The organism is Bacillus sp. Leaf49, assembly GCF_001426125.1.
GTDB classification, from domain to species: Bacteria; Bacillota; Bacilli; order Bacillales; family Bacillaceae; genus Bacillus; species Bacillus altitudinis.
The window spans coordinates 251,087-276,518 of the sequence record NZ_LMRK01000020.1 but is presented as its reverse complement, the minus strand read 5'-3'; the positions used below and the strand labels follow the sequence as shown (position 1 = coordinate 276,518).

The 25,432-nt window shown below is 39.7% G+C and carries 26 protein-coding genes and 1 riboswitch; of the genes, 19 read left to right on the top strand and 7 right to left on the bottom strand.

The annotated features are described in order from the left end of the window. Window positions 1–14: 14 nt before the first annotated feature. From ASG46_RS11170 to pbuX, 4 genes are all read left to right on the top strand, one after another. Window positions 15–1,952, top strand: coding sequence for an ATP-dependent DNA helicase (locus tag ASG46_RS11170; protein ID WP_017367482.1), 1,938 nt, complete (start codon window positions 15–17; stop codon window positions 1,950–1,952). 127 nt (window positions 1,953–2,079) lie between these two features. Continuing rightward, window positions 2,080–3,585 carry a carboxypeptidase M32 gene (locus tag ASG46_RS11165; RefSeq protein ID WP_056704648.1) on the top strand — a complete coding sequence of 502 codons (1,506 nt, stop codon included), beginning with the start codon at window positions 2,080–2,082 and terminating at the stop codon, window positions 3,583–3,585. A 136-nt stretch (window positions 3,586–3,721) separates the two neighbouring features. Further along, window positions 3,722–3,821: riboswitch (purine riboswitch) on the top strand. Between the two features lie 118 nt (window positions 3,822–3,939). Next, on the top strand, window positions 3,940–4,524 hold the full coding sequence (xpt, locus tag ASG46_RS11160; RefSeq protein ID WP_008346333.1) for a xanthine phosphoribosyltransferase: 585 nt from the start codon (window positions 3,940–3,942) through the stop codon (window positions 4,522–4,524). After that, window positions 4,521–5,840, top strand: a complete 1,320-nt coding sequence (pbuX, locus tag ASG46_RS11155) for a xanthine permease PbuX (RefSeq protein ID WP_052320768.1) — start codon at window positions 4,521–4,523, stop codon at window positions 5,838–5,840. Before xpt ends, pbuX begins: the two co-directional genes overlap by 4 nt. Before the next feature lie 64 nt (window positions 5,841–5,904). Here pbuX and ASG46_RS11150 read toward each other — a convergent pair whose 3' ends face one another. Next, window positions 5,905–6,759, bottom strand: coding sequence for a polysaccharide deacetylase family protein (locus tag ASG46_RS11150; protein WP_056704647.1), 855 nt, complete (start codon window positions 6,757–6,759; stop codon window positions 5,905–5,907). Between the two features lie 480 nt (window positions 6,760–7,239). On the opposite strand from ASG46_RS11150, the gene ASG46_RS11145 reads away from it, so the two are divergent. From ASG46_RS11145 to ASG46_RS11120, 7 genes are all read left to right on the top strand, one after another. Then, window positions 7,240–7,746 carry a GrpB family protein gene (locus ASG46_RS11145; RefSeq protein ID WP_035391701.1) on the top strand — a complete coding sequence of 169 codons (507 nt, stop codon included), beginning with the start codon at window positions 7,240–7,242 and terminating at the stop codon, window positions 7,744–7,746. A gap of 310 nt (window positions 7,747–8,056) precedes the next feature. After that, window positions 8,057–9,154 (top strand): type III polyketide synthase, encoded by a 1,098-nt coding sequence (locus ASG46_RS11140; RefSeq protein WP_056704646.1) that lies wholly within the window; start codon window positions 8,057–8,059, stop codon window positions 9,152–9,154. Next, window positions 9,154–9,663 carry an isoprenylcysteine carboxyl methyltransferase family protein gene (locus tag ASG46_RS11135; protein WP_056704645.1) on the top strand — a complete coding sequence of 170 codons (510 nt, stop codon included), beginning with the start codon at window positions 9,154–9,156 and terminating at the stop codon, window positions 9,661–9,663. The genes ASG46_RS11140 and ASG46_RS11135 overlap by 1 nt, the downstream gene beginning before the upstream one ends. A 64-nt stretch (window positions 9,664–9,727) precedes the next feature. Continuing rightward, the gene (gene fbpC, locus ASG46_RS21460) at window positions 9,728–9,835 is read left to right on the top strand and encodes a Fur-regulated basic protein FbpC (protein WP_306172627.1); all 108 of its coding nucleotides are present in this window, start codon (window positions 9,728–9,730) and stop codon (window positions 9,833–9,835) included. A 131-nt stretch (window positions 9,836–9,966) separates the two neighbouring features. Next, window positions 9,967–13,560, top strand: coding sequence for a dynamin family protein (locus tag ASG46_RS11130; protein WP_056704644.1), 3,594 nt, complete (start codon window positions 9,967–9,969; stop codon window positions 13,558–13,560). Window positions 13,561–13,601: 41 nt separating this feature from the next. Further along, the gene (locus ASG46_RS11125; protein WP_008346351.1) at window positions 13,602–13,865 is read left to right on the top strand and encodes a YpbS family protein; all 264 of its coding nucleotides are present in this window, start codon (window positions 13,602–13,604) and stop codon (window positions 13,863–13,865) included. Window positions 13,866–14,139: 274 nt separating this feature from the next. Further along, window positions 14,140–15,027: a 5'-3' exonuclease gene (locus ASG46_RS11120; RefSeq protein WP_035703315.1), complete on the top strand. Its 888-nt coding sequence runs from the start codon at window positions 14,140–14,142 to the stop codon at window positions 15,025–15,027. A gap of 37 nt (window positions 15,028–15,064) precedes the next feature. Here ASG46_RS11120 and ASG46_RS11115 read toward each other — a convergent pair whose 3' ends face one another. From ASG46_RS11115 to ASG46_RS11105, 3 genes are read right to left on the bottom strand one after another with little or no spacing between them, the layout of a single operon-like run. After that, the gene (locus tag ASG46_RS11115; RefSeq protein ID WP_008346357.1) at window positions 15,065–15,190 is read right to left on the bottom strand and encodes a hypothetical protein; all 126 of its coding nucleotides are present in this window, start codon (window positions 15,188–15,190) and stop codon (window positions 15,065–15,067) included. A gap of 43 nt (window positions 15,191–15,233) precedes the next feature. Next, entirely contained in the window at window positions 15,234–15,629 is a 396-nt protein-coding gene (locus ASG46_RS11110) for a reverse transcriptase-like protein (RefSeq protein WP_035703313.1), read from the bottom strand. A gap of 1 nt (window position 15,630) precedes the next feature. Beyond that, window positions 15,631–16,320, bottom strand: coding sequence for a queuosine precursor transporter (locus tag ASG46_RS11105; protein ID WP_007500834.1), 690 nt, complete (start codon window positions 16,318–16,320; stop codon window positions 15,631–15,633). 94 nt (window positions 16,321–16,414) lie between these two features. Between ASG46_RS11105 and ASG46_RS11100 the strand changes: the two genes are divergently transcribed. From ASG46_RS11100 to ASG46_RS11090, 3 genes are all read left to right on the top strand, one after another. Continuing rightward, window positions 16,415–17,086: a ribonuclease H family protein gene (locus tag ASG46_RS11100; RefSeq protein WP_035703310.1), complete on the top strand. Its 672-nt coding sequence runs from the start codon at window positions 16,415–16,417 to the stop codon at window positions 17,084–17,086. A gap of 1 nt (window position 17,087) precedes the next feature. Then, on the top strand, window positions 17,088–17,270 hold the full coding sequence (locus ASG46_RS11095) for a zinc-finger domain-containing protein (RefSeq protein ID WP_008346366.1): 183 nt from the start codon (window positions 17,088–17,090) through the stop codon (window positions 17,268–17,270). A 171-nt stretch (window positions 17,271–17,441) separates the two neighbouring features. Continuing rightward, window positions 17,442–17,624, top strand: coding sequence for a hypothetical protein (locus tag ASG46_RS11090; protein ID WP_008346368.1), 183 nt, complete (start codon window positions 17,442–17,444; stop codon window positions 17,622–17,624). A 51-nt stretch (window positions 17,625–17,675) separates the two neighbouring features. On the opposite strand, the gene cspD is transcribed toward ASG46_RS11090, so the two are convergent. Further along, entirely contained in the window at window positions 17,676–17,876 is a 201-nt protein-coding gene (cspD, locus tag ASG46_RS11085; protein ID WP_003215784.1) for a cold-shock protein CspD, read from the bottom strand. A 267-nt stretch (window positions 17,877–18,143) separates the two neighbouring features. Between cspD and ASG46_RS11080 the strand changes: the two genes are divergently transcribed. Then, a complete protein-coding gene (locus ASG46_RS11080) occupies window positions 18,144–18,845 on the top strand; it encodes an AIM24 family protein (RefSeq protein ID WP_007500832.1) in 702 nt (233 codons plus the stop codon). A 35-nt stretch (window positions 18,846–18,880) separates the two neighbouring features. Here the strand turns inward: ASG46_RS11080 and ASG46_RS11075 are convergent, their stop codons facing one another. Further along, a complete protein-coding gene (locus tag ASG46_RS11075; RefSeq protein WP_007500831.1) occupies window positions 18,881–20,032 on the bottom strand; it encodes a diglucosyl diacylglycerol synthase in 1,152 nt (383 codons plus the stop codon). A gap of 228 nt (window positions 20,033–20,260) precedes the next feature. Further along, window positions 20,261–21,169, bottom strand: coding sequence for a homoserine O-acetyltransferase MetA (metA, locus tag ASG46_RS11070; RefSeq protein WP_035703308.1), 909 nt, complete (start codon window positions 21,167–21,169; stop codon window positions 20,261–20,263). 138 nt (window positions 21,170–21,307) lie between these two features. On the opposite strand from metA, the gene ASG46_RS11065 reads away from it, so the two are divergent. From ASG46_RS11065 to ASG46_RS11050, 4 genes are all read left to right on the top strand, one after another. Continuing rightward, window positions 21,308–22,990: a formate--tetrahydrofolate ligase gene (locus tag ASG46_RS11065; protein WP_017359707.1), complete on the top strand. Its 1,683-nt coding sequence runs from the start codon at window positions 21,308–21,310 to the stop codon at window positions 22,988–22,990. Between the two features lie 74 nt (window positions 22,991–23,064). After that, window positions 23,065–23,547: a glutathione peroxidase gene (locus tag ASG46_RS11060; protein ID WP_035703303.1), complete on the top strand. Its 483-nt coding sequence runs from the start codon at window positions 23,065–23,067 to the stop codon at window positions 23,545–23,547. A 2-nt stretch (window positions 23,548–23,549) separates the two neighbouring features. Beyond that, window positions 23,550–24,173 (top strand): HD domain-containing protein, encoded by a 624-nt coding sequence (locus ASG46_RS11055; protein WP_056704643.1) that lies wholly within the window; start codon window positions 23,550–23,552, stop codon window positions 24,171–24,173. A 30-nt stretch (window positions 24,174–24,203) separates the two neighbouring features. After that, window positions 24,204–25,343 (top strand): conserved virulence factor C family protein, encoded by a 1,140-nt coding sequence (locus ASG46_RS11050; protein WP_056704642.1) that lies wholly within the window; start codon window positions 24,204–24,206, stop codon window positions 25,341–25,343. Window positions 25,344–25,432 lie beyond the last annotated feature (89 nt).

The following is a 25,432-nucleotide window of genomic DNA, read 5'->3' as shown; positions in this document are numbered from 1 at the left end:
GGGGGTTGAAGCAGGTGACAGCATCTCGTTTGCCTTTTTCATTAACAAAAGAACATAATTTTTACGAAGAACTGGGCAACTGGATTGGTGATGTGTTTTATGACATTTTGCCAGAAAAGGGCTTTGATCTTCGAGATGAACAAATATTCATGGCTTTTCAGTTAGAAAGGGCCTTTAAAGAAAAAAGTGTGATGTTTGCCGAAGCTGGGGTAGGCACAGGCAAAACAATCGTTTACCTTTTATTTGCGGTCACATATGCAAGATATACAGGGAAACCTGCGATCATTGCATGTGCAGACGAAACGTTAATTGAACAGCTCGTCAAACAAGAAGGTGATATCTATAAAATTGCCAATCACCTTGATATTCAAATAGATGCGAGATTAAGTAAATCGCATGATCAATATTTGTGCTTAAAGAAACTAGAGAAAACGATGCAACGTGAAGATGATGAGAAGTGGCTCGACATTTATGAATCGCTTCCTTCATTTGTTCATGAATCTCATGGGATGCAGACATTTTATCCGTACGGTGATCGAAAAGAGTATCCAGAATTAACAAATGATGAGTGGTCAAGAATTGGTTATGACTCTTTTCAGGACTGCTTAACGTGCGACATGCGGCACCGCTGTGGCTTGAATTTATCAAGAGACCATTACCGAAAAGCCACAGACCTCATCATTTGCTCTCATGACTTTTACATGGAGCATGTATGGACAAAGGAGTCACGTAAACGTGAAGGACAGCTGCCGCTCCTTCCTGAGCATAGCTCTGTTGTATTTGACGAAGGACATCTTCTTGAATTTGCAGCACAAAAAGCGCTAACATACCGAGTGAAGCAATCAACACTAGAGACGTTTTTGGAACGTCTTTTGCAAAATGATATTCGTGAAGAGTTTGCAGAACTTGTTGAAGATGCACTTGCAACAAACGATCAGTTCTTTTACCTCTTAAAAACGAATGCCAAAGAAATCAAAGGATCACACCGTCTTGAAATTGGTCGTGTAGATGAGGTGAAGCGTTCAGCAAGTGAATTATGTGATTTGCTTGAGAAGATTGGAGAAGCGCTCGTATTTGAATCAGAGATGTACACAATTGATCAATATGAATTGTCTGTTGTGGAAGAGTACATTGAACAGATGGCGTATTCTCTGTCGCTTTATCAGAAAAATGCCATTAGCTGGCTGGAGAAGCAGGAATTAGATACAACCTTTGTCGTCATGCCAAAAACGGTAGCAGAAGTGCTCGGTGAAAAGGTATTTTCGCAAAAAATCCCTTATATTTTCTCATCTGCTACGTTGTCTGAAAATCAATCATTTGATTATTTAGCTGAAAGCCTTGGGATCAAAGATTATTTATCCATGAGTGTGGCTTCGCCGTATGATTATGAGGAGCAAATGCAAATGTATTTCCACGGAATTCAGCAGCCAATGACAGAGTCAGATGTAAAAGGTCAGCACGTGCTGGCTCAGGTAAAAGAAAATGGCGGTCGATCTCTTATTTTATTCCCTTCATTTGATGAACTGCATGTATTTAGAAAGCAGCTCGATGCATCAAATGAATCACTGCCTTTCCATGTGTATTTTGAAGGAGACGAGGAGATCAGTACCATTGTTCAAAAGTTCCAAGCGGATGAAACATCTGTGTTATGTTCCGTTCACCTGTGGGAAGGGCTGGATATTCCAGGACAGTCTCTAACAAATGTGGTCATTTGGGGACTTCCATATCCACCGCATGACCCAGTATTTGAAGCAAAACGGAATGAAGCGAAAGATGCATTTACTGAAGTGGACCTTCCATACATGCTGCTTCGTCTAAGGCAGGGCATTGGGAGACTGATTCGGACAAGCCAAGATGCTGGCAGCATTCATATTTACTTTGGCAGTCAGAAAGATATTGAGCTACAAAGTAAAATTGAATCCGTTCTTCCAGTGAAGCCAGTGATCTCTTAATGATAGAAAACCATTCAATAAGAGGAGGATACGATCAGCGTATCCTCCTTTTTCATTGACAAAAGAACATTTATTGAAGTAGCCTTGAAACGTACATACATATTTTATTGATTGGGGGAACGAACGCATGAGTCTTGAATCAAAAGAGAAAGCGTTTTATCAATTACTAGGAAAAATCGCCCATTATACAGAGGCGCTTCATTTACTTTATTGGGACTCTCGAACACAAGCGCCTAAAAAAAGCGCTGATTTCAGAGCAGAAACCATCGGTCAATTATCCAGCGATATCTTTAATATGAAGACTTCTGATGAAATGAGAGATCTTCTTGATGCATTAAATAAAGAGAAAGAAAAGCTGTCAAAAGACACGCAGAAGGCACTCGAATTATCGCAAAAAGAATATGATGAAAACAGCAAAATTCCAAAAGAAGAATTTAAAGAATACTCCATTCTACAATCAAAAGCAGAACATGTTTGGGTAGAAGCAAGGGAGAAATCAGATTTTTCACTCTTTGCACCCTATTTAAAACAGCTGATTGATTTTAACAAGCGTTTCATCCAGTACTGGGGCGTGAAAAAAACACCATATGATGTGCTGCTCAATAATTATGAGCCGGATATGACGGTTGAACAACTCGATCAAAAATTCGGTGCACTTCGAGACGCCATCGTTCCTCTCGTGAAAAAAATTGAAGCTTCGCCAAATAAACCGGATACTTCGTTTTTATCGAAAAGCTTCCCGATCGACAAACAAAAAGAGCTGAGTCTCTTTTTCTTAAAAGAGTTAGGGTATGACTTTGACGCAGGACGACTTGATACAACGGTTCATCCATTTGCTGTGACATTAAGCAGAGGGGATGTACGTGTGACGACGCGTTATGATGAGTACGATTTTCGCATGGCGATCTTTGGCACCATTCATGAATGCGGCCATGCCATTTATGAACAAAATATTGATGAGGTACTGAGCGGAACGCTCTTATGTGACGGCACATCAATGGGTATTCATGAATCACAGTCTCTTTTCTTTGAGAACTTTATCGGCAGACATGAAGATTTCTGGAAAACGTATTATCAAAAGCTGCAAGAGGCATCTCCTGAACAATTTAAAGATGTCACTTTAGAAGAATTTGTTCATGCGGTGAATGAATCGAAGCCGACTTACATTCGAATTGAAGCAGATGAACTCACGTATCCACTTCACATTATTATTCGCTATGAAATTGAAAAAGCCATTTTCAATGAAGAAGTAGCCGTTGAAGATCTGCCGGCGTTATGGAATGAAAAATATAAAGCATATCTTGGCATTACGCCGCCTAACGATGCGCTTGGTATTTTGCAGGATGTTCACTGGTCTGATGGTAGTTTTGGTTATTTCCCTTCATATGCACTTGGTTATATGTATGCGGCGCAATTAAAGCAGCAAATGATCAAAGATTTACCGAATTTTGATGAACTGATTCAAAATGGGTCTTTTGCACCGATAAAAGAATGGCTAACTGAACATGTCCATCAGCATGGAAAACGGAAAAAGCCATCTGAGATCATTCAAGACGCAACTGGTGAAGAATTAAATGTTCAATACTTAATTGATTATTTAACAGATAAGTACACGAAACTATATTTATCATAAATGAAAGGCACCCTTTAATCAAAAGGGTGCTTTTTTGCTGGTTGAATATTCTAAAAACGAACGTTTAAAGCTTAATGATTATTTAAGTTCGGTATTTTTCTAGAAAAGTGCTTTCCAAGCGTCTGAAATCTTGTTATAATTTGAACACTATAACACTCATATAATCGCGTGATAATGGCACGCAAGTTTCTACCGGACACCGATACCGTCCGACTATGAGTGAGCAAAATGAAACAGCTTTTGTATGAGCTGAAGATCCCGTGGATCGTTTTCGCATTGCTTGCTCCTTAATGGACAGCAATGCTTTTTTTATGCAAAAAAATGAAAGTTGCTAATATGCTGGGAGGAAGAATGATGGAATTGTTACGTCAAAAGATCGAGAACGAAGGAATCGTTCTGTCAAATCAAGTGCTAAAGGTAGATGCTTTTTTAAATCATCAAATTGACCCTGTGTTAATGCATGAGATCGGTCAAGAGTTTGCTAGATTATTTAAGCATGATGGAATTACTAAAATTATCACAATCGAATCTTCTGGTATTGCACCTGCTGTCATGGCTGGACTTGCCCTTCATGTGCCAGTTGTTTTTGCCCGAAAGCGGCAATCACTGACTTTAACGGATAACCTTTTGACAGCAAGTGTGTATTCTTTTACCAAAAAAGTAGAAAGTACGATTGCTGTCTCTAACACGCACCTTAGTGAGGATGATTGTGTGTTAATTATCGACGACTTTTTAGCAAATGGAGAAGCCGCTAAGGGACTAGCTGCAATCGCAAAGCAAGCGAAAGCAAAAGTAGCTGGTTTTGGAATTGTTATCGAGAAATCATTCCAGCCTGGAAGAAAAGAACTTGTGCAAATGGGCTATAGAGTCGAGTCACTCGCACGTATCGAATCGCTCGAGGAAGGAAAAGTCACGTTTGTACGCGAGGTACAATCATGAGTGCCGCTAAAAAAGCCAAAACCCTTTCGCTAGGGATACAGCATTTACTGGCGATGTATGCAGGTGCGGTTCTTGTCCCGCTCATTGTTGGAGATGCGCTTGGGCTCACGCCAGCCCAGCTGACGTACTTAATTTCGGCAGATATTTTCATGTGCGGTGCCGCCACACTGCTTCAAGTATGGAAAAACCGCTTTTTTGGCATCGGTTTGCCTGTTGTACTAGGCTGTACATTTACTGCGGTATCTCCTATGATTGCGATTGGATCTAAATATGGAATTTCGTCTATATATGGAAGTATTATCGCCGCAGGGTGTATTGTCATTGCTCTTTCATTTTTCTTTGGGAAGCTTGTGAAATTTTTCCCGCCCGTTGTCACAGGTTCCGTCGTCACGATCATTGGAATTACCTTAATTCCGGTCGCCATGAACAATATGGCAGGTGGTGAAGGAAGTGCAGACTATGGTTCTTTTGAGAATCTTGGACTTGCTTTTCTTGTATTGTTTATCATTGTCCTTCTCTATCGATTTACAAAGGGATTCATGAAAGCCATTGCCATCTTAATCGGCATTCTACTTGGGACAGCAGTTGCTGCTTTCTTAGGGAAGGTGGAGACGGCAGAAGTGGCGAATGCACAAGTTTTCCGCATCATTGAGCCTTTTTACTTTGGGCTGCCTACTTTTGAATTTGCACCAATCATGACAATGACATTAGTTGCCATTGTGTCATTAGTCGAATCAACGGGTGTATACTTTGCGCTCGGAGATTTAACGAATCGTTCATTAAAAGAGAAGGATTTAGCAAAGGGATATCGTGCAGAGGGAATTGCCGTTTTATTAGGCGGTATCTTCAACGCTTTTCCATACACAGCCTACTCCCAAAACGTTGGATTGATCCAATTAACAGGTGTGAAGAAAAATCAGGTCATTGTGGTGACAGGTGTATTATTAATGGTATTTGGCCTTTTTCCTAAAATCGCGGCATTTACAACGATTATTCCAAAATCCGTTCTAGGCGGTGCAATGGTCGCCATGTTTGGCATGGTCATTGCGTATGGGATTAAAATGCTCTCACGCGTCGATTTTGCCAAACAGGAAAACTTACTCATTGTCGCATGCTCAGTTGGCATCGGGCTCGGAGTAACGGTTGTGCCGCAAATGTTTGAGCATTTGCCAGAATCGATTAAATTGTTAACAAGTAACGGAATTGTCGCCGGAAGCTTTACCGCTATTTTGCTTCATATTATTTATCACATGATTCCTTTTAAAAAAGAAACAGAGCAGGAGCTAATGGAAGAACCTAAGCAATCTGTTATGTGATCACTTCTCTTGGAGAGCTGAAAGCCCGTATCCTTTGGATACGGGCTTGTTGTGATTAGTGTTATTAATGTTGTACCGGCGGCATTGTTTCGTTAATGACTGCAAATGTATAGCCCCTTGCTTTTAGTTGTGTAATCAGGCTATCTAAATAGTTCGTGGTAGAGGGTTGATCATGCATTAAAATCACTTTTGGTTCCCATGGTTTATTTTTCTCAAACATTTGCAGTTGATTCAATACCTCTGGAACATATTGTGAGTTTTTATATCTCCAGTCAAGGCTATCAATCGTCCAATCCCAGTAAATAAAGCCATTTTGGTTTAAACGTACTTTTTGATCATATGTTAAATTTGGAACACTGCCATAAGGTGTTCTCACAAGACGGGTGTAAACGCCTGTAACAGAAGCAAGAATGAGCTGAGCTTCTCTCATTTCATTTGCGGGAGACTCACTGTTCTGATAAAAGCGGTTTATATCATGCGTCATGCCATGAAGCCCTAATTGATGTCCTTCTTGATAAAGTCTTTTCACAGTTGCTTGGTGAGCTTGGATTTGCGGTCCAAGCATGAAGAATGTCGCCTTCACTTGATGTGCTTTTAAGATATTTAACAGCTGATTTGATGTAGCAGAAGGGCCATCATCAAATGTTAAAAAGACCGTTTTATTCGTTGTCTGTTGGTTTGGATTGGTCTTAAATTGTTGATCCAATGTTCTTGCAGAATGATCTTTTGCTTTCAGACTGATACTTGTGTCTCGGAAGTCACTGCTAGCAACAATTTTTGCTTGCTCATTTGTCGCCTGCAAATGGGTTTTAGACATATCCCAGATAAAAAAGAGAAACAGTGTAAGAAGCACTAAACCAATTATCTTCGAGAGAAATATCGTGTTGTAGGGTGTTTGTTTTTTGGACACCTTTTTCATGACAATCACTCCAATCAATTAAATTTTGTGCCGAATCATGTAGTAGATTCTGTCTTTTTTCACTGTTTTTCATGGTGCTCATATTGATTAAGTATACAGGAAAAAACCCCCTTTTCATATAAAATCATCAAATAAATTAGCATTTTATGGTTATTTATTTGTGTTGATCAGAAAAAAAGGTGATCCATTCATGTTTAAATGAAAGGTGGGGTTTGTCTACGGTCAGCACTTCTCATTTGAGAGGTGTTTTTTTGCATAAAGCTATGTTAACTAACTCTATTAATAATCATTTTTGTTCTTTAGATATAAAACTAAGATGAGAGTGAATGGTTAAGAATCGTATTGAATGACATCAACCAAGAAATAGATCTAAACGAATAGGATGATTATTGAAATCTGTCTGCTCTCTCTATATGGGACTTATGATAAAGTTGGTTTATTAACATTCTCCAAATGGGTGTTAAAAGGTGGGATAAGTAAATGTTAGGATTACCAAGAGGGGAAGTTTTTTTAGTGCCTTGGTCTATGGAGTGGAAAAACGAATATGAAAAAGAAAAGCGCCAGATAATAGCTGATATTGGTCCATACACAATCAATGTACATCATATTGGAAGTACGGCAGTAAAAGGTTTAAGCGCTAAGCCAATTATTGATATTGCAATTGAAATAGAACATTTTATTGATGGAGAAAAATGTGTAATAGCGTTGGAAGGACTCGGTTACTCATATAAAGGAACAGACGTATTACCTGAAAGACACTACTTTAATAAGGGAGAACCACGAACACATCAAATCCATATGTACCAAAGACATAATAAGTATTTACTTGAACAGTTAAATTTCAGAGATTACTTGAGAAATAATGAGCAAGCTAGAAGTGAGTACCAACAGCTTAAACTTAAATTATCAAGTTTACATGGAAATGACAAACACAAATACGCACATGAAAAAACTGATTTTATTAAGTCAATCCTTGAAAAGATTTAGGTGAGGGTTTGCTCTTTAGATGTTCTTAAGAGAGGTCATTCACAGAGGAACTCCCAATTAACGGAGTTTTCATTAAATCAATATTATTTTTGAACTTAAATTGCATAAAAAAAGCAGGTTCGCTTGGCTTGGAACGAACCTGTGAAGGAGGAAAACTACATCATGTTTTCACCTATATTATCCAATATTTATCAATTGTCGTCAAGACAAAAAGTTAGACGGAGGAAAATATTTTGACTGAATTGTGTCGTTTTGGCATGTATATCCTTTTTTTGATTGGGGATATTAACCGAAAAAAGAGGTGAAGCCGATGGCATACATTCTTTCAGTTGGAACAAGTCTGCCAAAACATCATGTGGATCAGCAAGCAGCTGCTCAATTTGCAAGATCTCAATTTAAACGATCGTTTAAAGACATTGATCGACTATTAAAAGCTTTTAATAATGGCGAAATAGAGAGCAGACAGTTTGTACAGCCTATTGATTGGTATCAAGAACATCACTCTTTTGAAGAGAAAAACAACCTCTATATCGAAAAAGCATTGGCTCATGCGAAAGAAGCCGTTTTTCACTGTCTGCATGAAACAGCATTTCTTACAAAGCCAGTTCCTTTTGATGAGATTGATGCTTTGTTTTTCATCTCCAGTACAGGGTTATCAACGCCAAGTCTTGATGCAAAGCTGATGAATGTTCTTCCATTTTCTCCTTATACGAAACGAGTGCCAATTTGGGGGTTAGGCTGCGGGGGCGGGGCGGCAGGCTTATCCCGAGCTTATGAATACATCAGGGCGTATCCAGAAGCGAAAGTGCTCGTTGTTGCCTGCGAGCTTTGCAGCCTCACTTTTCAGCCGCAAGATCAATCAAAAAGCAATTTAATTGGAACCTCGCTGTTCGGTGACGGGACTGCGGCCGTTCTTTTAACTGGAGAAAAGGCCGCCTCTAAGTATACGCGGTTAAAAACGGTTCCTAAAGTGCTTGGCACGCAGTCAGTGACCATGAAAGATTCTGAGGATGTGATGGGATGGGATTTTACCGCCGACGGATTTCGGGTCATCTTCTCACGTGACATTCCGTCCATCATTTCTGGGTGGTTAAAAGAGCAAGTGGATCAATTTTTACATCAGCTAGGGTTTTCAACAGAGGATGTATCCGTTTTTCTTGCTCACCCTGGAGGAAAAAAAGTGATTGATGCCTATCTTGAAAGCCTATCTTTACAAGATCATCAGCTATTTTCTTCAAAAGAGGTTCTGAAACAGCATGGAAACATGTCCTCTGCCACCGTTTTATATGTCATGAAGCATTTTCTTGAACATCAGTCACTAGATGCAGGACAGGTGGGGCTTTGCGGAGCACTTGGTCCAGGCTTTTCGTCAGAATTCTTGCTCATGAAATGGGAGGGGCTCTCGTGATGATTTTCTGGATAGTGATTGGCATTTTCATTTGTCAGCGCCTCATTGAAATGCTTGTGGCGAAAAGAAATGAAAAGAAGGTGAAGGCGATCGGAGCGATCGAATTTGGTGCAAGCCATTATCCTTATATGGTCGCTATGCATGCAGCTTTTTTCCTCTCGCTTATTGGAGAGACATGGCTGCTGCATCGTCAACCGTCTCGTTTTTTCCTATTGCTGCTTGTGTTTCTGTTTGCGACCCAGGTGATTCGGTACTGGGCACTATGTTCACTTGGAACGTTTTGGAATACAAAAATCTTAGTCGTTCCAAATGCGATGATTGTGAAAAAGGGGCCGTATCGCTGGTTAAAGCATCCTAACTATGTGGTGGTGGCGATTGAACTGATGTTCATTCCGCTGTTATTTAACGCATTTATTACTGCCATTTTGTTTACGTGTTTAAATGGATGGATGATGATGGTCAGAATACAAACAGAAGCAAAAGCACTGAATCAGTATTTACTAAATTAATATTGAAAATCATTATCAATTGTGCTACACTTTCATTAATGATAAACATTCTCAATCATAAAGGATGGACGGTGATCACATGACAATGATTTTCTTACTCGGTACGGTCTGTGTATACAGCTTATTGATTGGCTTCGTATTAAAAGGTGTTTCAAAAAAATCTGCTTCCTGATTGCAGTCCATTGCGACTGATCGGGCAGCAGATTTTTTTATTTCCTCAGATGAGAAGAAAAATCTCTTTATTTTGTGTAAAATGGTACACATACATAACTGACTTTTCTAAAAACAAAGGGGTTTATCGTCATGAAAGACTTGTCTATTCGAGATTCGCTCGTTCAAACTACAGGTGCTTTATATCAAAGCCTTCTGAAAAGGGATGATCACGAGCGCGCAGCCAAACTTGCATCTATTATGAAAAAGGAAGCTGAAGAAGAAGTATATATCGCATTTACCGGTCACTATTCTGCTGGTAAGTCATCACTAGTGAATCATCTTCTTCATGATCACATCCTGCCCACAAGCCCAATTCCAACGAGTGCAAACTTGGTTGTTGTCAGGAAAGGGGTCAGTGAAGTTCAGCTCCATACGTCTGATGGACGTTTTGCAAAAATGAGCGGCTCTTATGATAAAGAAGCGGTGCAGCGTTTTTGTAAAGATGGGGAACAAATTGAGATGGTGGAAATTAGCGGTGATTATAGTGGACTTGAAGAAAAAGTGGCACTCATTGATACGCCGGGAATTGATTCAACGGATCATGCGCACTTTTTATCCGCTGCTTCTATTCTTCATCAAGCGGATGCTCTTTTTTATGTCGTACATTATAACCATGTCCATTCTGAAGAAAACATTCGCTTCATTCGCTCGATTAAAGAGAAAGTGCCTAATCTTTATTTCATCGTCAATCAAGTGGATCGGCATGATGAACAAGAGACAACTTTTGAAGACTACAAAAAACAAGTCGTTGAGATGCTTTTAAAAGAAGGCATTGAAGAAGAACATCTATATTTTACTTCTGTGACGGATGAGGCACACCCAAAAAACGAAATGATCCGTTTAGTGAAGAAACTACAAGAATTACAAACCATGCCTAAAGCATCGCTTCGAGCCTATACAGAGCAGAAAATCGAACATGTTTTAAAAGAACATATAGACTCGTTAAAAGAAGAACTGCATGAAGAGGACCTTGATAAGCACCTTCAAGAAAAAAGGAATGAAGTGAAAGAACTAGAAGAGAAACGCCGATTTATTGAAAATGGTGCAAAGCAGGTAGAAGATGAAGTGTCTTCTGAAGTAGAGAACATCTTAAAAAATGCAAACCTCACGCCATTTAAGATGCGAGAGCTTGCAAGTGACTATATCGAATCGAAAGCACCTGGCTTTAAAGTGGGTTTACTATTTGCCAAAAATAAAACCGAGCAGGAAAAGGAAAAGCGGGCAAGTGATTTCTTAGCAGATGTAAAAAAGAGAATGAAAGCGGAAGTTGACTGGCACATTGCCGAGCTCCTTAAAAAAGAAATAAAACAGCATCAGCTTGGCGAAGCGTTATTAGACAAAGCCATGGCATTTGAGACACCTATTGAAGAATCCCTGCTTGAAAAGGTCATTCACCAAGGGGCAACTTTTTCTAACGAATACGTTCTTCAATATGCGAAAGATGCTGGTGAAGCATTGAAAAGACAGGCGAAACAGCAAGCGCTTCAATTGATTGAACAGATGATTGAGACCTTGAAAGACCAGCTCCGGAATGAACAAGAGAAGCAAGAGGAAAAATGGAAACAAGCGAAACAAGAGCTTCAGAGCCTTGAGGGGTATAACGAAAAAAATGAACAAATAAGACAGGATATTCAGCATTTATGGGATATTTGGCAAAACGGAACGGATGAGCAGATCCCAGGTGACTGGTTTTATGCGAAAAAGCAGTGGATGCAGCATGACCAGCTGGAGAAGAATCACGCATCAATTCATGTTGAAGAGAGCGATCAAGCTGCTGAACGGACAGAGCGCGATCAATACCGCCAATCGCAGCATTTAACAACAGCACAATCGATTGCACAATTTAAAGAGCTTTCCCGCATTTTATCGCCTTTAGATATTCTAAAGTCTCAAAGAGATTCCTTTGAAAAACGAACAGAACGGCTGCAGGCAAAAGAATTTACACTCGCTTTATTTGGCGCTTTTAGTTCTGGAAAATCTTCTTTTGCCAATGCGCTTGTTGGACGGAAGGTGTTACCATCATCTCCTACGCCAACAACTGCAACAATTAACAAACTGACACGACCTACGGAAGATCATCCTCATGAAAGTGTCAAAGTGGTGTTTAAAACCAAGCAGGACATTCTAGAGGAACTCGATCAGATTCTTGGATTTTCGATCACAACAGAAAAAGGAGATTCGTTTCAGGCAAAGCTGGAAAGAGTACTGAAAAAACGGCAGCTCGAACAGGATCACCGAATCATTGTAGAACATTTTCTACAAGCCTATGCCAAGTTTCATGATGACATTGACAACCAAACCAATTTACATGTCACACTTCAAGAATTAAAGCCTTATGTAGCGGAAGAATCTGTTTCTTGTGTGGTGAAGGAAGTGACGGTGTATTTAAGTACACCTTTGACAGATAAAGGACTGACGATTGTCGATACACCAGGTGCTAGCAGTATGAATAAGCGTCATACAGAAATTGCCTTCCAGTATATGAAGGATGCAGACGCCCTTCTTTATTTAACGTATTATCAGCATTCTTTCTCAAAAGCTGATCGCTCATTTTTACGGAAGCTTGGACTCGTAAAAGATTCCTTTAGCATGGATAAAATGTTCTTTATCATCAATGCAGCTGATTTGGCTAAGGATCAAGCAGAGCTTGAAACCGTATTTGACTATGTACGAAGCGAGCTCACAAAAGAAGGCATCCGCAATCCAAACCTGCATCATGTGTCTAGTAAGGAAGAGATCGAAGGGAAAGAGCCGACATCTTATAATCAATATGCAACACTGAGAAAACAGCTTGACTATTTTATTGAGGAAGAATTAACGAAAGATGCCATTGAACTTTTGCATTTTGAAGCTAATACATTATGTACAACGGTCGATAGACTACGTGCGACCTTGCATCAATCAGAAGATGAGAAAGAAGCTGAAAAGAAAAACATCAAGACATCCTATGAAGCCATTCTCGAAAAAATGCAAGATGTGAAACGGTCTAAACTTGTGACCGAAAGCGTAAAAAAAGACGTGCATGAACAGCTCTATCATATTGTACAGCGGCTTTCATTATTTGCGAATGATCTATTAAAGTCGGCTTTTTATCCTGGCATATCTCAAGGGAATTTTGGTCAGCAGTTAAAAAAGGCACTTGAGAAAGCGTTAAAGGAGTATGAATTTGAATTTGTGCAGGAGCTCAAGGCACTTGATATCCGAATGGAATCGTTTATCCATCATTATTTCCAGGAGGAGTGGGAAAAAGGGATGCAGGCTGCATGTGCGGAAGATCCTTACTTTTCTCTTAGCCTGTCAGCCCCTGAGGAGAAAAATGCTGAGCTAAAACAAATTGAAGTTGAAGCAGAGATTACACCATTTGAGCCGCTTTTAAAGAAACAAAAATCAGCGAAAGCCTTCTTTGAACAAAATGAAAAGGCTACGTTTATTGAAGCCATTCGAGATGTTCTACATCAAATGACAACACGTTGGGCAGATAACGAAAAAGAAGAGTTGCTGAGCAGATATGAAAAGCTAGTGAAGACCTATACGGAAAGGTACGAACAAGATGCTCTCCAACAGCTCAATGAGCAAAAACAGACATTTATGACAAGCCTTACAACAGATGCTGAAAAACAGGCGGTCATTGAACAAGTTTATGAACAAACAAATGAATGGAAGAACCAGTTGAAAACGATATGATTCATGGTAGACTATATAAAAAAGAAAGCAGTTGATAGACGATGACGAGCGTACACGAAGAAATTTCTGCACATTCACAGAAACAACATGCCCACATCCAATCTTTTCTTGCACTTGAACAAAAAAGAGAGCAGGCGATTGAATCGGCTGTGAAAAAATGTGAACACAATGAACCATTTTCAACAGATGAGATCAACGCCATTACGTCTAAAATGAATGAGCTTGCCCGAGGCGGAATTGTTCCCCTTCGTAAACATGTCACGATTGAGATGGTGGAGGAATACACCCAGCGTAAACAGAAGTAAAGAGTAACTTTCTCATTTTTGGTCATCTTAACAAATGAAACAGAAAGGGGAATGATCATGGCAAAAAAGCAAAACGTAAAGCAGCAGGAGGAGCGCATGCCGAAGGAAAAAGGCATGCCATCCTACGCAGAAGCGGAAACGAAAAAAATGCAATATGGTAAAAAGTAATCGGGCTGCCTCTTCTTTATCAAAAGAAGAAGGCGCCTTTTTTATGTTCGTTTCGATGTTCTATGATAGAATAGGAGTATTGTTTATAAAAAGGGAGTTTAGATGAATGAATAAACACGTATTACTTGTAGATGGAATGGCCCTTCTTTTTAGGTCGTTTTATGCGACGGCTGTCCATCGCAATTTTATGATAAATGATCGTGGTGTGCCGACAAATGGAGTGAATGGTTATTTGAAGCATTTGTTAACAGCTGTCCAAACATTTGAGCCGACTCATATCGTATGCTGCTGGGATATGGGGAGCCAGACATACCGGAACGAATTGTTTCAAGATTATAAAGCCAATCGAGGCGAGGCGCCTGTTGAGCTTATCCCGCAGTTTGATTTAGCAAAAGAGGCGACAGAAGAACTGGGGATCATGAACATTGGTGTGAAAGGTTTTGAAGCAGATGATTGTATTGGAACGCTTGCATCAATCTATCAAAACGAAGCACATGTGACCGTCTTAACAGGAGATAAAGATTTGCTGCAAATCTTGAATGAACAAGTGACCGTGGCTTTAATGCAAAAAGGCATTGGGAATTATAAGCATTATACAAAAGCCCTTTTTGAAGAGGAAATGGGCATATCTCCAAAGGCACTGATTGATATGAAAGCACTGATGGGTGATTCTAGCGATAATTACCCTGGTGTAAAAGGAATCGGCGAAAAAACAGCATTGAAATTTATTCAAACGTATCAAACGATTGATCGACTGTTAGAAAATGTTCATTCATTAACGGCAGCTCAGCAAAAGAAAATGCAAGCAGGATTAGAAGATCTGAAGCTTTCTCGTATACTGGCAGAAATTAAATGTGATGTACCACTCAGCTGTCCGATTGACGAAACAAAAATAAAAATGGATCCAGAGCGGGCAGCGGCAATGCTTCGCTTGCATCAAATTAAAGGGATCGAACCAATGGTGAACCGCTTAAGTCAATTAGGAATCAGTTAAGGTTAGAAAAAAAGAAAGGGCTAAAATCAAGTTCATTTTAGCCCTTTGTGTTGCTTTTTTTCGCCTTATTTTCTAATTGCGATATTGGCTGTTTATCTTTTGTCTGCGCATCACCTTGAGGAGTCGTTCCGTTTGTGACACGGCCTCTGTTCTCTTTATCCAATTCGTATCACCTCACCCATTAGCATAACCAAAAGAAAAGCGATTCATCCTTTTGAAAGGTGAATCGCTTTTCTAGCGAGCTGATCAGCCACTTGATTTTCCTTGCTCGGAATCCACTTAATGAAAAATAAATCAAATTCGCTTTGAAGCTGCAGCATTTCTTCGATAAAATGACGAAAAGATGGATTTTTAGCAAATCCTGCATTGGCTGCACGATCTACTACTTGTGAATCAGTGCGGAATGAAACGGTCCGTAATCCTTTTTCTACGCAAATTTTCATGCCTTCAATGAGCGCGGAAAACTCTGCTTCATGATTGCTCATGGTGCCAAGAGGAATGGAGAAAGACTCAGCTTTTCCGTCATATTTCAAGAAAATGCCGATGCCAGATGGACCTGGGTTTCCGGCACTAGCACCGTCAATATATATTTCAGCTGGCAATTTATTTCCCCCTTTCATCAATCGGAACCATTTTTTTCGCCGCATAGGCATAAGGTGTGCCAATGGCAGCGACGATAAATTTAATCACATAAGTCGTGATGAAAATTTCGATCCATATATGGAATGGGTAGGTCCCAAGAAAGGCAATGGTTGTGAAAACGAGTGTATCAAGCAGCTGGCTAATCATTGTACTCCCCGCATTTCGCAGCCAGAGCGCACCATCTGAAGGAAATATCCGGCGAATAAACGAATATACATAAACATCTAACATTTGACTGATGATATAAGCAGCAAGGCTACCAAGAGCGACCCTTGGCATAAAGCCAAATATCGTTTCTAATGATGATTGGGAAATGTCAGATGGAGCGGGATGGAAAAGCAAAGCCTCCTGCATGACAACAGTTAATGTTAAAAGGGTGGCAAAGCCAATCCAGACAGCTTTTTTCGCTTCGGTTTGTCCATATTTTTCATTGAGGACGTCCGTTGCAAAAAACACACTGCCGTATAAAATGTTGCCAAGTGTTGCCGTTAAGCCAAATAATTCAACGGTTTTGACCACTTGTAAATTGGCCGCAACTGTTGCAAAACCAATCCATACGAAAAGCCCCATCTTGCCAAATCCTTTATAAAATAGAAGAACAATGATAAAATTAATGATCGCAAATAAGATCCAAATACCTTCATTAAACAAGTGACATGAACTTCCTTTCTAAATGTAAAATGTAACTTTTTGATTATAGCATAACGAACGTTTACCTTAAAAGTATGGGAAGGCGATGTGATCAATGAAACTAAGAGCACACTATACAATGAAAGTGAAATCGATTGGGTCCATTGCTTTTTTCCAAGAAAATTGGATGGAGCTCAAAGAGGCCTTGCTTTTAGCAAAACATATAGACAAAAAAGAACCGCAGTCACTTCTATCATTTGAAGATGAAAAGGGTGCGATGTGGTCGACGAAAGAACTTGAAAAGCTAAACGAAGAACTTAGGCTTGAACCCGATCAGCTTCAGGTCTATTTTGATGCGAGTTTTCGCAAAGAAACAGGTGATGCTGGGCTTGGAATTGTCGTGTATTATCAGCTCGGACAGGATGCATACCGGTTAAGGAAGAATCAGCCTTTTCAGAGCACCACGAACAATGAGGCAGAGTATGCGGCTTTATTTGAAGCGGTAAAAGCTTTAAAAGAACTGGGAGCCAGCAGAAACTCTGTTACGATTAGAGGAGATTCTCTTGTTGTGATGAATCAGCTCAAAGGGGAATGGCCTTGTTATGATGATATACATAACAAATGGCTCGACCGAATTGAGGCTGCGATCAAAGAGCTGAAGCTCACGCCAACATATGAAGTCATCGATCGTAAACAAAATGCAGAAGCAGATCAGCTTGCCAGACAGATACTTGCAGACGTCCCTATCGAAAGTAAGTTGAAATTAGAAGCAGACGGAGCTGAATAAAGTGGATAAAAAAACAGCAGTAAAAGAATTAACAGATCTTCAAGACACGTATTGTTCAGATTGTTTGATTAAGAAGCACTTTCGTAAAGAATTTGGTAAAAAATACGCGCACTCCTTTTGTATTCAGCAATGCACGGTAGGAGAGAAGATCAAACAATACGGGAATGAATTACTAAAAAAATAAGCGTACACTCCGGTTTTCCCCTAGATGTATCATACGCTCACGAAAAAAAACGAATAGAATGTGTAAAAAAAGAACATATTCTGAAAAATGAGCCGATATAACTATAGAAAGTTTTGGTTGAGTTACTTTTTGACTAAGTGACGGATAATAGAGGAAAAGGGGAAGGCCGGCATGGATAATAAGGATTTTGAAACGGTATTACATCGGACATTTCAAGAGGTGTACAGTGATCTAGAGCAACTGGTAGATGTTGCAAAGAAGGGAAGACCTTTTCTCGAAAAAGATATCTCTGAAATTGAACAAAGATTAAAGCAAAATATTTTAGCGATTGAAATTCAGCTGAAAATCAAATAAGAGAGGCATACGCCTCTCTTTATTTTGTCGTTTCATCATTGATTGAGTTGATTAGATTTTTGTTACGTTTGCAGCTTGAGGTCCACGATTACCTTCAACGATTTCAAAAGAAACTTCTTGTCCTTCTTCTAGAGATTTGTAACCGTCACCTTCGATAGCTGTGAAGTGAACGAATACGTCGTCTCCGCCTTCAACTTCAATGAAGCCGAAACCTTTTTCATTATTGAACCATTTTACTTTACCGTTTTGCATATTGCTTTTTCCTCCTAGTACTGTAGCACACCTTTTGGCATACTAAAAAAAATTTTTCATCACCTAACGACTTAAGAAGTTGTTAAATGATGGTTCCACTATACACCATCAAAAGTAAAGCGTCAAGCAGGCAAGCCAAATTTTGAGCAGAATGTTTGATTTTTTTGTTTTTTTAGTGAATGACATTTATCTATAAAACGTCCTAATCTCATGAAACCTAACGTATAACTTGTCCGTATATAGTAAAAATACAGAAAGAGGTGCGTCATGAATCGTTACACAATTGAGGAGTTTGTTCAGAATACGCAGCAAGAAGACAAAGGTGAAGGGGTCTTTGAACTTGAAACACCAAGATTGTTAGAAATTAATTTAACAGATACCATTTGGGCAAAAACAGGCTCCATGGTTTCATATCGCGGGAAAATAAAGTTTGAACGTGAAGGTGTGTTTGAACACGGTGTCTCAAAGATGTTCAAAAAAATGTTATCAGGAGAAGGAACCTCTTTGATGAAGGCCACAGGTGATGGGAAATTATATGTAGCAGACCAAGGGAAAAAAATCTCGATTCTTCGATTGGCTCAAGGGGAGTCTATTTTCGTTAATGGAAACGACTTGCTCGCATTTGAACCGTCTGTTCGGTGGGATATTAAATTAATGAAAAAGGTGTCTGGCATGCTTGCAGGCGGATTATTTAATGTCAAACTTGAAGGACCAGGTCTTGTTGCAATCACAAGTCATTACGAACCGCTGACGCTGATTGTTCAGCCAGGTGATTCTGTTTATACAGATCCGAATGCGACGGTCGCATGGTCAGGAGATTTGCAGACTGAATTTGTGACAGATGTATCGTTCAAAACGTTTATTGGCAGGGGAAGCGGAGAGTCCATTCAAATGAAGTTTAGCGGAAGTGGCTTTGTTGTCGTGCAGCCGTTTGAAGAAGTGTATACAACGAATGGGAATCAAGGTTAAAAGAAAAAAGGTGTCCGTCAATGACGGGCACCTTTTTATGATAATGCTTGAGCATACGATTTGTTGCTCATGATCAGATCTGATTGTTCAACGATATCTTCTAAAATGGTTTGAGAAGACTGTTTTAAGTGTAATTTTTTGATGTTTTGTTTCATGGATTCTAATTTTTCTTCGTCTTGCAACAAGTTGGTGACAGATTCTAAAATGTCTTCGTGTCTGTTGATGACAATGGCAGCACCGTAATCTTCAAAGAAAAGAGCATTTTCTTTTTCTTGTCCTGGAACAGGTTTGTAAAGAATAACTGGGACACCAATTGCTGTTGCTTCTGTTAATGTAATTCCGCCCGGTTTTGTAATCATACAGTCCGTTACTCTGAACAATTCATCAATTTGTTCCACATATCCAAGCGCCTTCAATTGATTTGGGTGTGCTTGTTCAAGTTCGCTAAGCGATTGCTTCAGCGCTGCATTCTTACCGCACACAACAACAATTTGTACTTCACTGTCAAGAAGTAGTGCTTCACACAGTTCCTTCACATTTTTTAGTACACCATGGGCACCCGCCATAATGAGAAGGACTTTTTTGTCTGATGATAATCCATATTTTTTATAGATGATCGATTTAGGCACGTCTACTTCAAATTGTGGTCTAATCGGAATGCCTGTTACCTTGACATCGCTTGGATGTGTGCCGATTTCTACTAGCTTTTGTTTCACATAATCGGTTGCAACATAGTATCGGTCAATGTTTTCATGTACCCAAATTTTATGAAGACAAAAGTCTGTCATCACATTAAATGTTGGAATGACTTTACCTGTTTTGTTTCGGTATTCAGGTACAACAATCATCGGGAATGTAATGATGATGATATCCGGATTGTGTAATTGAATTAATTCATCAAGACGCTTATTTCCCATCTTTAAATAAATGTTAAATTTGCGTTTATTGTAAATTTTATCTACACCGTAATAAAACAAGCGATAAAATTGTTTCCCAATGGAGAAGCTCTTTAAATATAAATATTGAGTCACTTCGGACACAATGGGATTTGATTCTTGATACAAATTAGAAACTATCACATGTTCAAACCCTTGGGATTTGCATTCATCATACAGTGTTTTTGCAACCTGCATATGTCCATTTCCATAATTTGCGGTCAAGATTAATATTTTTTTATTGGTATTCAAGAATATTCACCTCAAATGTAATCAACAACAACAAAACTTCGTACGAAAACTATAAATCTCATAGGTCTACATATACATAAAGATAACATATAAACAGCGAGAGCATATCATTCGTTACGAAAGAATTAAACTAATTTTAAAAAACAAACAAACTAAATTGATAATGGAAGACAGAGCCATTTGTATTTTAACACATTTTAAGCATTTATCATCAGACTACAGTCTATTTTATTCCCACACATATGGTGTTTCTTGATAAACATAGTAATTAAGCCAATTCATAAACATCAAAGTAGCATGGGCTTTCCAGCGGTTCACTGGAACTAATGTGTCTCCATCTTCTATGAAATAGTGGACGGGTTTTTTGACTGTATCATGTTTCAACAAATCTCTTTCATATTCCTGCTTCAATGTATCTGTATCGTATTCAGGATGTCCAGTTAAAAATACTTGTTTATCATCATCTGAAACAATTAAACAAACACCAGCTTCCTCAGACGTACTCAATATTTTTAGATTCGGCGTGTTTTTTAATTGTTCTGTATTAATATCTGTATGCCTAGAATGTGGGACATAGTATACTTCATCGAAACCTCTTACTAATCTTTCTTTTTTCTCTTTGACAAGATGTTCAAAGACACCGAATTTTTTCTCTGGAAGCTTGATTTTTTCAATGCCATAATGATGATAAAGACCAGCCTGTGCCCCCCAGCATATATGGAGAGTAGACGTCACATTCGTTTTACTCCAGTCCAAAATGTCCTGCAGTTCTTTCCAATAGGAAACTTCTTCGAAAGCTAAATGCTCAATTGGTGCACCTGTAATGATCATGCCATCAAATTTTTTATGGCGAATCGAGTCAAAGGTCGTATAAAATTCATCTAGATGCTCTCTCGATGTATTCTTCGGTGTATGTGTACTTGGAATCAAAAATGTAAAATACACTTGCAAAGGAGAATTTCCGAGCATTCTCAGCAGCTGCGTTTCAGTTTGTATTTTTTTTGGCATTAAGTTTAAGATCACGATATTCAAAGGACGGATATCTTGTTTGAATGCCCTTGTCTCATCCATGACGAAAATGTTTTCGCTCTCTAGTATTTGTTTTGCCGGCAGATGAACTGGTATGTTAATAGGCAACTCGCCACCCCCTGAACCAAAGCTAATTTCACTTCATTATAGGAACTTTCTGGCGATATTTCAATGTTTCAATTATGTTACAATGAAAAATAGAGCAAAAAAGAAAGCTGTTTCTGTCAAAAAAGGAGGCCATTATTCATGATCACAAAGCATTTATCAGATATTGACATTGCCCAAAAGGCAAAGCTGAGACCGATTCAAGACATCGCAGCAAAATTACAAATACATGACGAAGAATTAGAATGCTATGGTTTCACAAAAGCGAAAATATCTTTGACTATTTTTGACCGTTTAAAGGAACAAAAAGAAGGAAATGTGATTCTTGTGACTTCGATCAACCCAACGCCAGCAGGTGAGGGGAAGTCCACTGTAACAGTTGGCCTCGGTCAAGCCTTCGAGAAAATTGGGAAAAAAGCGATTATTGCCATGCGTGAACCTTCACTAGGTCCCACAATGGGTATTAAAGGCGGTGCAGCTGGCGGCGGATATTCACAGGTGTTACCTATGGAAGAAATCAATCTTCATTTCACAGGGGATTTTCATGCGATTACATCTGCACATAACGCTTTATCTGCTTTTATTGATAATCATATCCATCACGGAAATGAGCTTGGGATCGACGCACGCAGAATTGTATGGAAACGAGTGTTAGATTTAAACGATCGTGCTCTAAGACAAGTGGTCGTAGGACTTGGCGGTCAATTAAATGGGTACCCTAGAGAAGATGGATTTGATATTACGGTTGCATCCGAAATGATGGCCATCCTCTGTTTAGCAGACGACTTAAACGATCTAAAAAAACGTCTTTCTTCTATTGTTGTTGCCTACAATCAAGAAGGTGAACCGGTCACAGTTGGAAATCTAGGATATGAAGGCGTATTAACCTTGCTATTAAAAGATGCGCTGAAACCAAACCTTGTTCAAACGATTGAAGGAACTCCAGCCCTTGTTCATGGTGGTCCTTTTGCCAATATTGCACATGGATGCAATAGTTTAATTGCCACAAAAATGGCGGCAAAACTAGCAGATTACGTCGTAACAGAAGCGGGATTTGGTGCAGACCTCGGCGCGGAAAAATTTCTTCACATCAAAACAAGAGCCGGTGATTTTAAACCAGGCGCTGTTGTCATTGTAGCAACTGTCAGGGCGCTAAAAATGCATGGCGGAATGCAGAAAACAGAGCTCAAGGAAGCAAATGCACAGGCTGTATTAGAAGGTATACATAATTTAGAGAAGCATATTGAAACAGTGCAAGCCTTCGGTCTACCATACATCGTTGCTGTGAACCGTTTTATTACCGATACAAAAGAAGAAATTCAAGCAATAGAAAACTGGTGCGAAACGAATGGACATCCAGTCAAAGCCGTCAATGTATGGGAAGAAGGGGGAGCTGGCGGCGTAGCACTTGCCGAAGAGCTCACGACACTCATTGAAAAGAATGAAAACAGCTTTTCTTATTTATATGAGGAGCAAGATTCCATTGAAGAAAAGTTGTCAAAAGTCGCCAAAGTGGTTTATGGTGCAGACGGCGTCAACCTTACATCAAAAGCAAGAAAGCAGCTAGCTGCAATTGAGAAAAATGGCTGGGCCCATTTGCCGGTTTGTATGGCAAAAACGCAATATTCACTATCGGATGATCCGGCTTTAATCGGCAGACCAAAAGGCTTCACCGTTACGATTCGAGAGTTAAAACCATCTGTAGGAGCAGGTTTTATCGTTGCACTAACAGGAAGCATTCTGACCATGCCAGGTCTCCCTAAAAAACCTGCGGCACTTGAGATGGATTTATTAGAAGACGGCAGTGTGACTGGACTCTTTTAGCAGAAAGCATAAAAAGCGATTTTCTAAAAGAAGCATGTTACGATAGGAAAAAGTGAATCCTAGGAGGCTATGAGATGTCAATTTATGATATTCAGGTCAAGACCATTAACGGTCAGGAAAAATCAATGGCAGATTACAAAGGGAAAGTACTGATCATCGTGAACACAGCGAGCAAATGTGGACTGACCCCTCAATTTAAACAATTACAAGAGTTATACGATCAATATCATGAAAAGGGCCTTGAAATTTTAGGATTTCCGTGCAATCAATTTATGAATCAAGAGCCAGAAGGGGAAGAAGCAATTCAAGAATTCTGTTCGTTAAACTATGGTGTGACCTTCCCGATGTTTGCAAAAGTAGATGTCAATGGTGACAATGCGCATCCGCTTTTCAAATACTTAACGAGTCAAGCGAAAGGTGTGCTTGGTACAAAAACGGTGAAATGGAATTTCACAAAATTTATCGTTGACCAAAACGGAGAAGTGACTGAACGATTCTCTCCTAAAACACCACCAAAAGAATTAGAAAGCTCCATTATCGCTCTTTTGGAGAAATAAGCATGTATTCGAACAAGCAACAAGAACAATTGGAGGCAGCTGCCTCCTTTGTCTCAAAACAGCTAAAGAATGAACCGACTGGACACGATGAAGCTCATATCAATCGTGTGCGCCAGCTTGCCGTCCATATTGCACAACAGGAGGGCGGGTCGCTTTTTGTCATTGAAATGGCAGCGATTGTCCATGATGTCATTGATGACAAGCTGTCTAGTGAATGGAAGCTTTCACCGCATGATCTCAAGCAGCAGCTCCATTTGTGGGAAGTGGACACGCGAGATATTCGCTATATCATGGATATCATTACAACGATGTCTTTTCGTCACCGGCATATGAAGCATAAGCCAGTGACATTAGAAGGGGCCATTGTTCAAGATGCAGATCGGCTAGATGCGATAGGTGCAACTGGGATTGCAAGGGTGTTTACATATGCAGGTGCAAAAGGGGAGCCTCACTATACAGAGGGTGCTCACCAAGGCACAGTACTTTTGCATATGCAAGAAAAGCTGCTTCATTTAAAAGACTTGATGAACACACGTGCTGGAAAGCAGCTGGCTCATGAGCGGCATGAGTTTATGTGTCTATTTATTAAGACATGGAAAGAAGAATGCGGCCTTACAGATGAGTAGGGTCTTTATGTGTGTAAGGAGGATGTATAGATGAAAATAACTGCCATAGAACCAACGCCAAGCCCGAATACAATGAAAGTCATTTTGACAGAAGCGCTTGCAGGCGGTAAAAGCAATAACTACAAAAAAGATCAAAAAGACGAAGCGCCAGAGATGATCAAGCGCATTTTAACCATTGAAGGTGTAAAAGGTGTTTACCATGTAGCCGATTTCTTAGCGGTTGAGCGCAATGCGAAATTTGACTGGCAAGGTATTTTACAGCAAGTCAGAGAAGCCTTTGGACAAGAAACAGAAGGTCTTCAGGGAGAATTGCAGTCAGGTGATGACACATTTGGAGAAGTCAAAGTGTTTGTTCAAATGTTTAATGGGATTCCGATGCAGGTGAAGCTGACAGACGGTGAAAGAGAAGAACGATTTGGAATGCCTGAACGTTTCCAGGTAGCGATTTTAAAGCTAAGAAGCAGTTCAGATAATGTTGTATTTGAACGTGTGTGGAAAGAACATGGCGTACGTTTTGGAGAATTTGCTGATATCGGTCAAGAAGTCACAGAAGAGCTGCAAGCTGCATATGACGACGAGCGTTTATCCCGTTTAACAGAGGCAGTGAAGGAAGGTCAAGAGGCTGTAGATAAACAAGTGAACCGAAAAGCATATGATGTGACAGAAGAGATGCTGCGCGATGAAGATTGGAAGAAACGTTTTGCTCATTTAGAGCAAATGCAGCCAGAGAAAAAAGATATACCTGTCTTAATGAAAGCGATGGAGGACCCAAAAACATCAATTCGCAGACAAGCTGTTGTGAACGCTGGCATGATTGAAGATCCAGACATTTTGCCTATTTTGTATAAAGGGCTTGAAGATAAAACAGTGACGGTTAGAAGAACTGCAGGAGATTGTATTTCGGATCTTGGTGATCCTAGTGCGATTGAAGCGATGATCCAAGCCTTAAGGGACCCAAGTAAGCTTGTCCGCTGGCGTGCGGCCATGTTCCTTTATGAAGAAGGTGACGAAACAGCACTAGAAGCTTTAAAAGAAGCGGAGCAGGACCCTGAATTTGAAGTCAGTCTTCAAGTGAAAATGGCCATCGAACGAATTGAGCACGGAGAAGAAGCAAAAGGCTCTGTGTGGAAGCAAATGACAGAAAGTAGAAAAAATGCATCAGAATCATAAGAAAGACAAGCAGGCTGCCAATAAAAGGCAGCTTGTTTTCTGAAAATGGCTTTTTTATTGGCAGAAAAATTTTTTTAGAAAAATTATTT

Bases quoted from the DNA above. Each gene is read 5' to 3' on its own strand.
- ASG46_RS11165 (WP_056704648.1), top strand. From the start codon at position 2,080: ATGAGTCTTGAATCAAAAGAGAAAGCGTTTTATCAATTACTAGGAAAA.
- xpt (WP_008346333.1), top strand. From the start codon at position 3,940: ATGGAATTGTTACGTCAAAAGATCGAGAACGAAGGAATCGTTCTGTCA.
- pbuX (WP_052320768.1), top strand. From the start codon at position 4,521: ATGAGTGCCGCTAAAAAAGCCAAAACCCTTTCGCTAGGGATACAGCAT.
- ASG46_RS11150 (WP_056704647.1), bottom strand. From the start codon at position 6,759: ATGAAAAAGGTGTCCAAAAAACAAACACCCTACAACACGATATTTCTC.
- ASG46_RS11145 (WP_035391701.1), top strand. From the start codon at position 7,240: ATGTTAGGATTACCAAGAGGGGAAGTTTTTTTAGTGCCTTGGTCTATG.
- ASG46_RS11140 (WP_056704646.1), top strand. From the start codon at position 8,057: ATGGCATACATTCTTTCAGTTGGAACAAGTCTGCCAAAACATCATGTG.
- ASG46_RS11135 (WP_056704645.1), top strand. From the start codon at position 9,154: ATGATTTTCTGGATAGTGATTGGCATTTTCATTTGTCAGCGCCTCATT.
- fbpC (WP_306172627.1), top strand. From the start codon at position 9,728: ATGGACGGTGATCACATGACAATGATTTTCTTACTCGGTACGGTCTGT.
- ASG46_RS11130 (WP_056704644.1), top strand. From the start codon at position 9,967: ATGAAAGACTTGTCTATTCGAGATTCGCTCGTTCAAACTACAGGTGCT.
- ASG46_RS11125 (WP_008346351.1), top strand. From the start codon at position 13,602: ATGACGAGCGTACACGAAGAAATTTCTGCACATTCACAGAAACAACAT.
- ASG46_RS11120 (WP_035703315.1), top strand. From the start codon at position 14,140: ATGAATAAACACGTATTACTTGTAGATGGAATGGCCCTTCTTTTTAGG.
- ASG46_RS11100 (WP_035703310.1), top strand. From the start codon at position 16,415: ATGAAACTAAGAGCACACTATACAATGAAAGTGAAATCGATTGGGTCC.
- ASG46_RS11090 (WP_008346368.1), top strand. From the start codon at position 17,442: ATGGATAATAAGGATTTTGAAACGGTATTACATCGGACATTTCAAGAG.
- cspD (WP_003215784.1), bottom strand. From the start codon at position 17,876: ATGCAAAACGGTAAAGTAAAATGGTTCAATAATGAAAAAGGTTTCGGC.
- ASG46_RS11080 (WP_007500832.1), top strand. From the start codon at position 18,144: ATGAATCGTTACACAATTGAGGAGTTTGTTCAGAATACGCAGCAAGAA.
- ASG46_RS11065 (WP_017359707.1), top strand. From the start codon at position 21,308: ATGATCACAAAGCATTTATCAGATATTGACATTGCCCAAAAGGCAAAG.
- ASG46_RS11060 (WP_035703303.1), top strand. From the start codon at position 23,065: ATGTCAATTTATGATATTCAGGTCAAGACCATTAACGGTCAGGAAAAA.
- ASG46_RS11055 (WP_056704643.1), top strand. From the start codon at position 23,550: ATGTATTCGAACAAGCAACAAGAACAATTGGAGGCAGCTGCCTCCTTT.
- ASG46_RS11050 (WP_056704642.1), top strand. From the start codon at position 24,204: ATGAAAATAACTGCCATAGAACCAACGCCAAGCCCGAATACAATGAAA.